Annotated in this window: 10 protein-coding genes; 5 read left to right on the top strand and 5 right to left on the bottom strand. The window is 69.7% G+C overall.

What is annotated here, in order from left to right; all coding sequences use genetic code 11:
* Position 1 precedes the first annotated feature (1 nt).
* The 3 genes from tilS to ACIA75_RS05085 all read right to left on the bottom strand — a co-directional run bounded on the left by tilS (position 2) and on the right by ACIA75_RS05085 (position 3,801).
* Entirely contained in the window at positions 2-1,003 is a 1,002-nt protein-coding gene (gene tilS / locus ACIA75_RS05095; protein ID WP_397100947.1) for a tRNA lysidine(34) synthetase TilS, read from the bottom strand.
* Between the two features lie 186 nt (positions 1,004-1,189).
* Entirely contained in the window at positions 1,190-2,302 is a 1,113-nt protein-coding gene (locus tag ACIA75_RS05090; RefSeq protein WP_397100033.1) for a zinc-dependent metalloprotease, read from the bottom strand.
* Positions 2,303-2,316: 14 nt separating this feature from the next.
* Complete coding sequence (locus tag ACIA75_RS05085) at positions 2,317-3,801, bottom strand: D-alanyl-D-alanine carboxypeptidase/D-alanyl-D-alanine-endopeptidase (RefSeq protein WP_397100945.1); 1,485 nt, start codon at positions 3,799-3,801, stop codon at positions 2,317-2,319.
* A gap of 191 nt (positions 3,802-3,992) precedes the next feature.
* Here ACIA75_RS05085 and ACIA75_RS05080 point away from each other — a divergent pair, with 191 nt between their 5' ends.
* Positions 3,993-4,484, top strand: a complete 492-nt coding sequence (locus ACIA75_RS05080) for an inorganic diphosphatase (protein WP_397100031.1) — start codon at positions 3,993-3,995, stop codon at positions 4,482-4,484.
* 249 nt (positions 4,485-4,733) lie between these two features.
* Here ACIA75_RS05080 and ACIA75_RS05075 read toward each other — a convergent pair whose 3' ends face one another.
* Complete coding sequence (locus ACIA75_RS05075) at positions 4,734-5,555, bottom strand: crotonase/enoyl-CoA hydratase family protein (RefSeq protein WP_397100029.1); 822 nt, start codon at positions 5,553-5,555, stop codon at positions 4,734-4,736.
* Positions 5,556-5,707: 152 nt separating this feature from the next.
* On the opposite strand from ACIA75_RS05075, the gene ACIA75_RS05070 reads away from it, so the two are divergent.
* From ACIA75_RS05070 to ACIA75_RS05055, 4 genes are all read left to right on the top strand, one after another.
* Positions 5,708-6,181 (top strand): YbaK/EbsC family protein, encoded by a 474-nt coding sequence (locus ACIA75_RS05070; RefSeq protein WP_397100027.1) that lies wholly within the window; start codon positions 5,708-5,710, stop codon positions 6,179-6,181.
* A gap of 67 nt (positions 6,182-6,248) precedes the next feature.
* A complete protein-coding gene (locus ACIA75_RS05065) occupies positions 6,249-6,809 on the top strand; it encodes a flavin reductase family protein (protein ID WP_397100025.1) in 561 nt (186 codons plus the stop codon).
* Between the two features lie 160 nt (positions 6,810-6,969).
* The gene (locus tag ACIA75_RS05060; protein WP_397100023.1) at positions 6,970-10,887 is read left to right on the top strand and encodes a Pls/PosA family non-ribosomal peptide synthetase; all 3,918 of its coding nucleotides are present in this window, start codon (positions 6,970-6,972) and stop codon (positions 10,885-10,887) included.
* On the top strand, positions 10,887-12,251 hold the full coding sequence (locus ACIA75_RS05055) for a M1 family metallopeptidase (protein WP_397100021.1): 1,365 nt from the start codon (positions 10,887-10,889) through the stop codon (positions 12,249-12,251). Before ACIA75_RS05060 ends, ACIA75_RS05055 begins: the two co-directional genes overlap by 1 nt.
* On the opposite strand, the gene ACIA75_RS05050 is transcribed toward ACIA75_RS05055, so the two are convergent.
* Positions 12,236-12,424 carry a hypothetical protein gene (locus ACIA75_RS05050; RefSeq protein ID WP_397100019.1) on the bottom strand — a complete coding sequence of 63 codons (189 nt, stop codon included), beginning with the start codon at positions 12,422-12,424 and terminating at the stop codon, positions 12,236-12,238. The two genes, ACIA75_RS05055 and ACIA75_RS05050, sit on opposite strands and share 16 nt — an antisense overlap.
* Between the last annotated feature and the right edge of the window lie 11 nt (positions 12,425-12,435).

Below are 12,435 nucleotides of genomic sequence, written 5' to 3'. Positions count from 1 at the left end.
GTCAGCTGGTTTCCCTTCGGTCGCGGCTCACCCGGTCGGCGCGGGCAAGTGTCAGCCTGCCATGCTCGCGGACGACGACCAACCTCGTCCCCCGCTCCGGACCGCTCACCGCGACCCCGCCCTGGCCGCGCCACCCCACCACCAGCTCGTCGATCGACCGGATATGCGCTCCGGTCACGGCACGCACCCCCTGCGTCAGCAGCCAGGCACGGACGGCCCGGGAACGCACCGCCGCCGCCGCGGCGGCGAGGACCGCGCAGGACAATCCCGGAGCCTCGGATTCCGCCCGGACCAGCAGTTCCCCGGCGAATTCGTCGAGCGCGGCATTGTCCTGGCGCAACTGTTCGGCGGTCCGGGCCAGCGCCGGCGCCGCGGTCCCGCCGAGCACATCCTCCAGTAACGGCAGCACCTCGGTGCGCAGGCGAACCCTGGTGAATTCCGGGGAACTGTTGTGGGGATCTTCATAGGGCGAAAGACCCAGATCCACGCAGAACTGCCGGGTGGTCTCGCGCCGCACACCGAGGAGGGGCCGGCCCCACGGGTCGTCGAACGGGGCCATCCCTTGGATGGAGCGCGCCCCGGACCCACGCCCGAGCCCGAGCAGCACCGTCTCGGCCTGATCGTCGAGCGTATGGCCGAGCAGAACTGGCAATCCACCGCGCGAAGACGCCAAGGCGGCGTACCGGGCGGTGCGCGCGGCCGCTTCCATCCCGCCCACGCGGCCCACCTCCACCGGCAATACACGAGCCGAGCGGCACCCCAGTCCCCGCGCTGTCGCCGCGGCTGTCGCAGCGACCTCGTCCGATCCATCCTGCAACCGATGGTCCACCACCAACGCGTCCACCAACGCGGCCTCGGCAACGGCCGCGGCGGTCAACGCCAGCGAATCGGCACCGCCCGAGACAGCGACAGCCACCACCGAGCCCGACGGCCCGAATCGTGCCAGCCAGTCCCGGACTGCCTGCCGCAGCGCCAGTACCGCGGGTGTCTCCGGTAACGGCATCGGCTGGGTCATCGGCGTCGCCGCGGGCGTCGCAGGGTTCGGGGCCCCCTCGGTCTCAATTCTTCACTCCTCCGCTGCAGTGTTTTCCGCGCCGCCCTTCGGCGAAACGGGACCTCGGCAGGGCGGGGTTGTGTTGTTTGCCGGTGTCGCGTGGACGTTGGTCTCGTACGCAACCAGCCGTTGAGATCAGTCCAGCACGCGGGCGATCCAGCGGCTCGGTTCGTCGATCTCGTCGGCGCGCGGGAGGGTGTCGGCGTCGGTCCATATCGCGTTGAACTGCGGCATTCCCACTGTGCTCACCACCTCGTCGACGAAAGCCTTACCGCGCACGTATTGCGCCACCTTCGCGTCGATACCCAGCAGGGCGCGCAACAGACGCTGGACAGGGTTTGCCGGGCGGGTGCGGCGTTTGTCGAATGCCCCCCGGATCTGCTCCACCGTCGGCACCACGCTCGGCCCGACCGCGTCCATCACATGGTCGGCGTGTCCCTCGAGCAGGGTGCCCAGCATCAGTAGGCGGTCCAGTGCCTCGCGCTGCGCGGGCGGCTGCGTCGCCCGCAACAGTCCGACCACCCCGCGCGAGTTGGGGTCGTCGGAAGCCTGACCACTGCGCCGGAGTTTGAGCTCGGTGATCAGTCGCGCCAGCATCTCCGAGGTGGCCTCGTCCTCGATATCGCCGAGCACCTCGACGTTCTCCCGCATATAGCCGGCCAGCCAGGGCGACGCCGAGAACTGGACCCGATGGCACACCTCGTGCAGGCAGACCCACAACCGGAAATCGGCGGGCGTCACGCCCAGAGCCCGCTCGACCCCCACGATATTCGGCGCCACCAGCAAAAGGGTGCCGTCGGGCCCGGTGAACGGATCGTATTGGCCGAGAATCGCGGTGGACAGGAAGGCGAGCATGGCGCCCACCTGCACGCCGGCGGGCTTACCGGCGAGCACGCCGCCCTTTTCCGCCGGGCCCGTACCGGTGAGCAGGGACATGGAATCGGCCGCGGCGCCGATCCAGCCGGGCCGGTCGACGATCCGGGCGGCGGGCACCGGTTGGTCGTCGAGCAGACCGGTCACCGCACGCACCGGCTGCTCGGCCCGCACGGACGCCTCACCGAGTTCGGCGACAGCCTGTTCGGCGGCGAGCCGGGAGGTTCGCGGGCCGGCGGGTACGAGCGCCGCCCCGGTGCGGGCGGCCCAGCGCCAATCCACCGCGGCAGAGAAGGTGCGGCGCTCGGCGTCGGAGGTGCCGGCATCGGCCGACTCCGGGGCGCCGGGCCCGCCGGGACCTTGTCGAATCGTCATGCGCCCTCCAGCCGTCAGGAACATCCACAGTTACGCAGCGCGGCCGCGACGGCATCCAGGGCGGGCCTGCTGACCTCCGGCGGCCGATCACTCGACATCAGCGTGAAGGTCAGGACCCGGCCGTCACGATCCAGCACGTACCCAGCCAACGTACTGGCCACCGACAATGTTCCGGTCTTGGCGCGCACCCAGCCGGCGCCGACCTGATTCTGCGTGACATAACGGCTGGTCAGCGAGCCGGTGCCACCCGCGACCGGCAGGTAATCGAGCAGCGGGACCAGGGCATCGGTCAGCGTGGCCCCGGTGTCGGCCGGGTCGGACTGCGATCCGGCGCCCGCACCGAGCGGCGGCACCAACGGCGGCGGGGCGGTGGTGGCCGGCTCCTTTTCCACCTCGGGTCCGGCCGCGGTGGCCAGAATCCGGTCCAGTACCCGGGCCGGAATCCGATCGTCGACCGAGAGCCCGCTGCAATCGTGCATGGTCACGCCGGTCAGATCGAAGCCGTGCTCGGCGAGCACCGCCGCGACCGCCGCGGCGGCCCCCTCGAACGACGCGGGCCGACCGGTCGCGACCGCAACCTCCCGGCCCACCGTCTCGGCCAGCACATTGTCCGAATACACCATCATGTCGCGCAGCCGGTCGCGCAGCGGCGCGGAAGCCACATCGGCGAGCCGCTTGGTTCCCTGGGGTGCGGTGCCGATCCGCACCCGCGCCGGATCGAGACCGAGTTCGGTCGCGAGCCGCCGGCCCACGTCCAGCGCCGGTGTACTCGAACGCGGCGAATACTCGACCAGCGGATCCAGCCGGCCACCGTCGAGCATGACCGGTTCGATCGGCGCGATGGAACCACCGGGGATATCGATCGGGTCCCAGCCGCGGGCCATCGTCGGGCCGGAGTAGCGGGAAATATCGACCACGACCGTATCGGCCCGCACATCGGCCGAGCGGACCTGATCGGCGAGGTCGCTCAGGCCGGCGGCGCCCGGGTAGTAACCCTCCCCGTCCGGCCGGGCCGTCAGGGTGGGGTCACCGCCGGCCACCAGCACGATCTCGTTCGGCGTGGCGCCCGCGACGACCCGGGTGTGCACCCGCTGATCGGCGGGCAACGTGAGGAGTGCCGCGGCGGTGGTCATGATCTTGGCCGTGGACGACGGCACCCGCGGTTCATCGGCGCGGGAGTTCCACAGCACCGTGCCGGTCTCGGCATCGGTGACCGACCCGGCGAAACCGCCGAGATCGGGACTGGCGGCCACCGGACCCAATGCCGCGGCGATACCGGCAGCACTGGGTGCCGGCCCGGTATCCGGTGCGGGCCGGACCTCCGGGGCGACCGGAACCGGGCCGGGCGCGGCGGCGATGGTGAGCCCACCGTGCCGGAACTCAGGGGTCCACGGCTGCAGCACCGCCAGCAGCACCGCCGCCGCCCCCACCAGCGCCACCAGCACGGCCACCAGCCATGCCCGCACCCCACGGCGCCGGCGCCCGGCCGACCCGTTCATCTCGCTGCCACCCTGCCAAACCACGTTGCCGCTGTCTCCCTCGTACCCGTCCACGGCACCGGTCCCCCGCCGAACCCAAGTGCCCGCCGACAACACTATCGGTGTTCGGCTACCGTTCTCGGCGAACAACCGGGTGCGCCGGCCACGGCCGGCCACCACGGTGCATCGTGAGAGCAGCGGAAGGAGCTGGCGTGGAGTTCGACGTCACCATCGAGATCCCCAAGGGTTCGCGCAACAAGTACGAGGTCGACCACGAAACGGGACGGGTCCGGCTCGACCGGTTCCTGTACACGTCGATGGCCTACCCGGCCGATTACGGTTTCATCGAGAACACCCTGGGCGAAGACGGCGACCCGCTGGACGCCCTGGTCCTGCTGCCGGATTCGGTGTTCCCCGGCGTGATCGTCGAGGCCCGTGCAGTGGCCATGTACAAGATGACGGACGAAGCGGGCGGCGACGACAAGGTCCTGTGCGTACCCGCGGGTGATCCGCGCTGGGACCATATCCAGGACGTCGGTGATGTCCCGGAGTTCGAACTGGCGGCGATCAAGCACTTCTTCGAGCGATACAAGGACCTGGAGCCCGGTAAGTACGTCAAGGGTTCGGAGTGGGTCGGGCGCGCGGAGGCCGAAGCCGAGATCGAGGCGTCGTTCCAGCGTCTGAAGGACAAAGGCGGGCACTGAGCTCTATTTTTTGGCGCGCCTACGGCGCGCGGGTTTCGGCCCCCCTTGGTCCATGCTTTCCGCCCTCGAGACTCGCGCCTGCGGCGCATGCGCTTCGAGGACGGAAAGCATGGACGGGCCGAAACCTCCAAGGGCCTCGTAAGACTCGGCACCACCGCTGGGCGCGCCAGGTGCGTTCGTGGTGATGGGCTTCCAGGGCCTCGCTGAACTCGGCGCCGGGTTCGGGCTCTCGGGGTTGCCCCGATCCGGCTACCGGCCCTTGTAATCCGGGGTGCGCTTCTCGAAGACCGCCTGGATGGCCTCGGTCAGATCCTCGGAGGGTAGGAAGGCCGCATTCCAGGCCGAGACGTAACGCAGGCCCTCGGTGACCGCGGCGTGGTTACGTTGGCCCAGCACATCTTTCACACCCTGCACCACGAGCGGCGGGTTCGCGGCGATCTCCCGCGCCGTCGCATGAGCCGCTTCCAGGACGGCCGCGGGGTCCGGGTAGACATCGTTGACCAGGCCGATCCTCTCCGCCCGCGCCGCGTCGATATCTTTGGCCGTGTACGCCAGTTCGCGCAGGTGACCTTCGCCGATGATCCCGGGCAGCCGCTGCAGCGAACCCACATCGGCGACAATGGCGACCTTCGCCTCCCGCAGGCTGAACTTCGCTTCCGCGCTGGCGTAACGGATATCCGCCGCGGATATGAGGTCGAGACCGCCGCCGATGCACCAGCCCGAGACCGCGGCGATCACCGGTTTACGGCATTCGGCCACCGCGGTGATCGCGTCCTGCAGGCGCCGGATCTCGCCGAGGAAATCGGTGCGCGGCGCGGCGAGGGCGCGATCGGCCATCAGCGGACCGAAGGTACCGCTCATCGCGGGCAGGTCCAGGCCGTAGGAGAAGTGGGCCCCGGACCCGGTGAGCACAACCGCCCGGACCTCCGGGTCGGCGTCCAGGCCGCGGAAGATTTCCGGCAGCTCCCGCCAGAAATCCGGGCCCATGGCGTTACCTTTGCCCGGGCCGGTGAGCGTCACCCGGGCCACGCGATCGTGGGTTTCGACGGTGAAAGCCTGCCAATCTGTCATCGCTCCAGACTAATGGTCGGCGCCGCGCTGTCTGGGTCGCGCCGTGGATCCACACCGCACCGGCCGGACCCGGCCCCGCGATCCTGTCCGCTCAGCGGATACGCGGCGGGCGTTCGGCGGCGCGATACCCCGGATCGCTTTACCCTGTGGCCATGCGCAGGTCGCTTCCACCGATAACCTGCCGGGTCTCGGACACTTTGATAGCGCGCGGACACCACGGCCTGATCGTCACCGTGCCGGAATCGGCGGCCGGACCCACCGAAACCGCGCACGCGATGGAGGTGGAACCGGGCGCGCTGGTGCAGGCGCAGGTCTTCCTACTCGGCGACGAACCGATCCTGCTGCTGGTTTCCGCGGCGCACCCGGTGGACACGGCGCGCACCGGCGCCCGGCTCGACGGCGTGCTGGTTCCCGCGCCGCCTCATCTGACGGTGAAGTACACCGGACAGCTGCCCGGCAGTATCGCTCCGGTCGGCCACCCGGCGAACCTGCCCACCTGGGTGGACAGCACCCTGTCCCGATTCGGCGGACTGCTGGCGGCCGGCGGCTCCCCGGGCACGGTTTTCCGCACCTCCTACGCGGAACTGCTGCGGATCACGGCCGGTTTATCCATCGACGTGGACTGACCTGCGGTATCCCGGACAGCGGACCGGACCGCACCACCGCCGGCGGTCCGGGCGTAGCGTCGGCCGGGTGACCGAAGCACCACGGCCCGAGACCGGAATCCGGATTCCCGACGACCTCAGCGGTATCACCGCCGAGCAATACCGCGCCTCGATGCGGCACTACCCGTCCGGCGTCACCATCGTCACGCTGAACTCGGCCACCGGCCCGGTCGGTTTCACCGCGACCTCGTTCGCGTCGCTGTCCCTGGATCCGCCGCTCATCTCGTTCAATATCAGCGATACCTCGTCCAGCCTGTCCGCACTGACCGCCGCCGATTCGGTGGTGGTCCATTTCCTGGGCGAACACCAGCGCCACCTCGCCCAGCGGTTCGCCCGGACCGCGGCGCACCGGTTCAGCGACCGCGCCCTCTGGTCCGCTCTGGACACCGGCGAACCGGTCCTGCACGGCACCCCGCTGTGGCTGCGCACCACCATCGAACAGCTCATCCCGATCGGGGATCACACCCTCGTGGTGGGCCGGGTGGTCAAGGTCCACGACGACACCGACGAGGAACCGCCCACCGTTCCCCTGCTCTATTACAAGGGCAGCTACTACCGCCCCACACCACTCGCCGACGACGTGGACTGAGGGCCACGTCTCACCTGCGCGGGTCAGCGCACCGAAAACCCAGCCCAGAGGCCGCGCATGCCTCGGCACGCCATAAACTCAGTCTGCCGTTTGCCGGGCGGTAACCCTGGTATGAGACAAACGAGTCCGTCGGCTGGGCGATGGAAGGTGGGCCGCGTAGATGCAGTCGCAGCTGCAAGCGGAGAGTGAGCTCCGGCGCGCGGTGGCGGCTCCGCGCGCCCGCACACTGGTCGATATTCTCGGCGAGACCGCAGCCCGCTACCCGGACGCGCCGGCCCTGGCAACTGCCGGCCGCACTCTCACCTACGCCGAACTGCTGCCGGAAATCGACCGTTCGGTGGGCGAGTTGATCGCCGCCGGGGTCTGCCGGGGCGATCGGGTGGGCGTGCGGATGCCGTCGGGCACCTGGGAGCTGTATCTGACCATCCTGGCCGTGCTGCACGCCGGCGCGGCCTACGTTCCGGTCGACGCCGACGACCCCGAGGAACGGGCCCAGCTGGTCTTCGGTGAGGCACAGGTCACGGCCATCGCCACCGCCACCGGTATCCACCCCGCGGGCGTTCCCACGACGGCGCCCGCGCCCGCCCCGGCAACCAACGGGCAATCCAACCAGTCGCCCACTGCGGACGACGATGCCTGGATCATCTTCACCTCCGGCTCCACCGGCACACCGAAAGGTGTCGCGGTGACCCACCGCAACGCCGCCGCCTTCGTCGACGCCGAGGCCCGCCTGTTCCTGCGGGACAGCCCGATCGGCCCGGGCGATCGCGTCCTGGCCGGGCTGTCGGTCGCCTTCGACGCGTCCTGTGAGGAAATGTGGCTGGCCTGGCGGCACGGCGCCTGCCTCGTCCCCGCGCCGCGCGCCCTGGTCCGGACCGGCGCCGATCTCGGCCCGTGGCTGGTCCGGCAGGGCATCACCGTGGTTTCCACGGTGCCCACCCTGGCCGCGACCTGGCCCGCCGAAGCCCTGGAATCGGTGCGGCTGCTGATCTTCGGCGGCGAAGCGGTACCCCCGGAATTGGCCGAACGCCTGGCCGACGAGGACCGCGAGGTGTGGAACACCTACGGCCCCACCGAGGCCACCGTGGTCGCCTGCGCGGCCCTGCTGGACGGAACCGGGCCCGTACGGATCGGGCTGCCGCTCGACGGCTGGGATCTGGCGGTGGTCGACGCGGACGGCGCACCGGTGAGCGAGGGCGAATCGGGCGAGCTGGTGATCGGCGGTGTGGGCCTGGCCCGCTATCTCGATCCCGCGAAGGACGCCGAGAAGTACGCGCCCCTGGCAACGCTGGGCTGGGACCGCGCCTACCGCAGCGGCGATCTGGTCCGCAACGACCGCGCCGGGTTGATCTTCCTGGGTCGCGCGGACGACCAGGTGAAAATCGGCGGCCGCCGGATCGAACTCGGTGAAATCGATAACGCCCTGCAGCATCTTCCAGGAGTGAGCGGCGCGGCCGCCGCGGTGCGCACGACGGCCACGGGGTCACCGGTTCTCATCGGCTACCTCACCGGTATCGCGGACGATTACGATCTGGCCGCGGCGCGGGCGCATCTGTCCGGACAGCTTCCCGCTCCGTTGATTCCCCGTCTGGTGGTTGTCCCCGAACTACCCACCCGCACCTCGGGCAAGGTCGACCGCAATGCCCTGCCCTGGCCGCTGCCGGGAGCCGATTCCGGTTCCGACCACGGTCTCACCGGCACCGCCGCATGGGTGGCGCAGATCTGGACCGATGTCCTCGGCGCCGAGATCACCGGCGCCGCAGCCGACTTCTTCGAACTCGGTGGCGGATCCCTGTCTGCCGCGCAGTTGGTGACGGCTCTGCGTACCCGGTATCCGCGGGTCACGGTCGCCGATATCTACGATCATCCCCGGCTCGGGGCGCTGACCGAACTCCTCGACGACAGCGGTCCCGGCGCCACTGCCGAAACCCGCCGGGTCGCGCCGACACCGGGATCGGCGCAGTTGATCCAGGTTCTCGCGACAGTCGCCCTGACCACCCTCACCGGCCTGCAGTGGGTGACCTGGCTCGCCGTCGCCACCGGTGTCGCGGGCTGGTTCGATCTGCTGCCGTGGCTGCCCCGGCTTTCCTGGTGGTGGACCGCGCTGCTGTTCATCGTGTTCATCACCCCGCTGGGCCGGATGGCGATCTGCGTCGCGGGCGCCCGCCTACTGCTCGCCGGTGTCCGGCCGGGTAGTTATCCGCGCGGCGGGCCGGTGCACGTGCGGCTGTGGGCCGCGGTCCGGCTGTCCGAGGCCAGCGGGGCGGAAAACCTCTCGGGCGCACCGTGGATGGTGCCGTTCGCCCGGGCACTGGGGGCAACCATCGGCAAAGGCGTGGACCTGCACACCCTGCCCCCGGTCACCGGAATGCTGGAATTGCGGGACGGGTGCAGCGTGGAACCCGAGGTCGACCTGTCCGGCTACTGGATCGACGGCGATACCGTGCATATCGGTTCGATTCTGGTGGGCAAGGGCGCGGTGGTCGGGGCCCGCTCGGTGCTGCTGCCCGGCACCAAGATCGGCCGGGATGCCGAGATCGCACCGGGTTCGGCGGTGTCCGGGAAGGTGAAGGCCGGTCAGGAATGGGCGGGATCACCGGCGGTGAAGGTCGGCCGGGCCCGGCACCGCTGGCCCGCGGAGACACCTGAACGAGCCGTGCACTGGGTGCTGGCCTTCGGGATCGGATCGCTGGCGCTGGGGGCCCTGCCGCTGGCCGGGCTGGCGGCGGGTCTCGCGGTGATCGCCTGGGGTATCCGGGATTCCGCCAGTTTCACCGATGCCGTACTGCCGGCCCTCCTCTGGCTGCCGGCGGCGACACTGTTCAGCCTGGTCGTGTACGCGGTGGCGACGGTTGTGGCGGTCCGGCTGCTCAGTATCGGACTGACCGAGGGGTACCACCCGGTGCGCGGCCGGGTCGGCTGGCAGGTGTGGGCGACCGAACGACTGCTGGACTCGGCGCGTACGTTCCTGTTCCCGCTCTATGCCTCCCTGCTGACCCCGATCTGGTTACGCCTGCTCGGCGCGAAGATCGGCAAACGGGTCGAGGCGTCCACGGTGCTGCTGCTACCCAAATTCACCACCGTCGCGGACGGGGCCTTCCTGGCCGACGACACCATGATCGCCGGCTACGAACTCGGCGGCGGCTGGTTGCATATCGGTGAGGCGAAGGTCGGCAAACGCGCGTTCCTCGGTAATTCGGGCATGACCGCCCCGGGCCGGCGGGTGCCGAAGAACGGCTTGGTCGCCGTGTTGTCCGCGGCACCCAGCAAGGCCAAGGCCGGTTCGTCGTGGCTGGGCAGCCCACCGGTCCGGCTGCGCCGCGCCGCCGGCAATGCCGATACCGACCGCACCTTCGATCCACCGTTGCGCCTGCGGATCTTCCGCGGCGCCTTCGAAACGTGCCGCCTGGCCGCGGTCGTCGTGACCTTCGCCATCGGTCTCGGGGTGCTGTTCGCTCTCGCCCGGGTAGCCGACAGCTTCGGGTTCTTGGCCGCCGCGCTGCTGTCCGGTGTTGTGCTGATGGTCGCGGGCGCGGTGGCGTGCGCGAGCGCGGTGACGGCGAAATGGGTTCTGGTGGGCCGTATCCGGGCCGAGGAACATCCGCTGTGGAGCTCGTTCGTCTGGCGGAACGAAGTGTCGGACGCCTTCGTGGAAACCGTCGCGGCGCCCTGGTTCGCCCGCGCGGCAACCGGTACGCCCGTACTGAATCTCTGGTTGCGCGCGCTCGGCGCGAAGATCGGCCGCGGGGTATGGTGCGAGTCCTATTGGCTTCCGGAGGCAGACCTGGTGACACTCGGTGACGGTGCGACCGTGGAACGCGGCTGCGTGGTGCAGACCCACCTGTTCCACGACCGCATCATGGCCATGGACACCGTGACCCTGGAGCCAGGCGCCACCCTCGGTCCACACTGTGTCGCACTGCCCGCCGCCACGGTCGGCGCGGGCGCGACGGTCGGCCCGGCGTCCCTGGTGATGCGCGGCGATACCGTACCGGCCTCCACGAGATGGTGGGGCAACCCCATCACCCCCTGGTCCGCACCGGACACCGATTCGGCCGATGAGGAGCCGGACACCTGATGGGGAGCAGGTTCTACGACGCCCCCATCGACGACTATCTACCGCAGAACGGAAACCGGGGCTATCGCGTATCGCGGTACGAGCTGGAGCTGAACTACAAAGTGTCCAGTAACCGGCTCGCGGGCCGCGCCGTGATCACCGCGGTGACCACCGCCGAGCGCCCGCGCTACTCACTCGATCTGTCCCAGGCGCTGGCCGTATCGAAAGTAATGGTCAACGGCAGTAAAGCCGGTAAGTACAACCACCAGCGCGGCAAACTCACCATCACCCCCCGTCAGCGGATACCCGCGGGCGGAATCCTGCAGCTGGTGGTGCAGTACGCCGGTGCGCCCAAACCGGTCCGCGGCCCCTGGGGCGAGGTGGGCTGGGAGGAACTGACCGAAGGGTCGCTGGTGGCCAGCCAGCCCAACGGCGCCGCGTCCTGGTTCCCCTGCGACGACCACCCGAGCTCGAAGGCCAGCTACCGGATCTCGATCACCACCGACACCCCGTACTACACCCTCGCCAACGGCACCCTCGTCGGCAAACAGACCAAGGCCGGGCAGACCACCTGGGTCTACGAACAGGCCGAGCCGATGGCGAGTTATCTGGCCACGGTGCAGATCGGCCGCTACCGCAAACACCGGCTCAGCGACCACAACGCACCGGTGCCGATGTACGCGGCCGTCCCGTCCCCGCTGCGCGCCGCCTTCGACCACGATTTCGCCCGGCAGCCCGAGATGATGTCGGTGTTCAGCGAGCTGTTCGGCCCGTATCCGTTCCAGAGTTACTCGGTGGTGGTCACCGAGGACGAGCTGGAGATCCCCATCGAAGCCCAGGGCATCTCGATTTTCGGCGCCAACCACTGCGACGGCCGCCGCGGCGCGGAACGCCTGGTCGCCCACGAACTCGCCCACCAGTGGTTCGGCAACAGCCTCACCATCCAGCACTGGTGCGATATCTGGCTGCACGAGGGATTCGCCTGTTACGCGGAGTGGATCTGGTCGGACGCGGCCGGCGGCGCAAGCGCCGACCAGCTGGCCCGGGCGGCCTGGCACACCCTGCGCCGGGAACCGCAGAACATCACGGTCGGCGATCCGGGGCCGGCCTCGATGTTCGACGATCGCGTCTATAAACGGGGCGCCCTCACCCTGCACGCCCTGCGCTTGGAACTCGGCGACACCGCCTTCTTCCGGTTGATCCGCGACTGGACGGCCCGCCACCGGCACGCCTCCGTATCCACCGAGGAGTTCACCGATCTGGTGGGTCACTACAGCGTGGCGCCGCTGCACCCGCTGTGGCAGGAGTGGCTGTACTCCGAACCGCTGCCGGCGCTACCGCCCGCCGGTGGGGCCGGACCGCGCCCCGGTCAGAACACCAGGTAGCGGCCCGCCAGCTGTTCGATCAGTGGATCGTCCTCGCCGACACTGTTCAATGCGTCCAGATCGGCCACCACCGAGATGAGACGTGGATCCTCCACATCATTGCCGGGCGGGCCGTCCTCGGCGAGTTGCCGCAGCAGTTTGTCCCGTACCCGGTTCTTGAGTGAATCGCGCATATCCCGCCCGA

Origin of the sequence: Nocardia sp. NPDC051750 (assembly GCF_044453135.1) — a bacterium.
Classification (GTDB): domain Bacteria; phylum Actinomycetota; class Actinomycetes; order Mycobacteriales; family Mycobacteriaceae; genus Nocardia.
The sequence above is the reverse complement of the archived record's forward strand: the minus strand, read 5'-3'. Positions and strand labels throughout refer to the sequence as shown.

What these genes read in the sequence shown, in the direction of transcription:
- ACIA75_RS05055 (WP_397100021.1), top strand. Translation starts at nt 10,887, where the DNA reads ATGGGGAGCAGGTTCTACGACGCCCCCATCGACGACTATCTACCGCAG.
- ACIA75_RS05050 (WP_397100019.1), bottom strand. Translation starts at nt 12,424, where the DNA reads ATGCGCGATTCACTCAAGAACCGGGTACGGGACAAACTGCTGCGGCAA.
- ACIA75_RS05060 (WP_397100023.1), top strand. Translation starts at nt 6,970, where the DNA reads ATGCAGTCGCAGCTGCAAGCGGAGAGTGAGCTCCGGCGCGCGGTGGCG.
- ACIA75_RS05070 (WP_397100027.1), top strand. Translation starts at nt 5,708, where the DNA reads ATGCGCAGGTCGCTTCCACCGATAACCTGCCGGGTCTCGGACACTTTG.
- ACIA75_RS05085 (WP_397100945.1), bottom strand. Translation starts at nt 3,801, where the DNA reads ATGAACGGGTCGGCCGGGCGCCGGCGCCGTGGGGTGCGGGCATGGCTG.
- ACIA75_RS05075 (WP_397100029.1), bottom strand. Translation starts at nt 5,555, where the DNA reads ATGACAGATTGGCAGGCTTTCACCGTCGAAACCCACGATCGCGTGGCC.
- tilS (WP_397100947.1), bottom strand. Translation starts at nt 1,003, where the DNA reads ATGCCGTTACCGGAGACACCCGCGGTACTGGCGCTGCGGCAGGCAGTC.
- ACIA75_RS05090 (WP_397100033.1), bottom strand. Translation starts at nt 2,302, where the DNA reads ATGACGATTCGACAAGGTCCCGGCGGGCCCGGCGCCCCGGAGTCGGCC.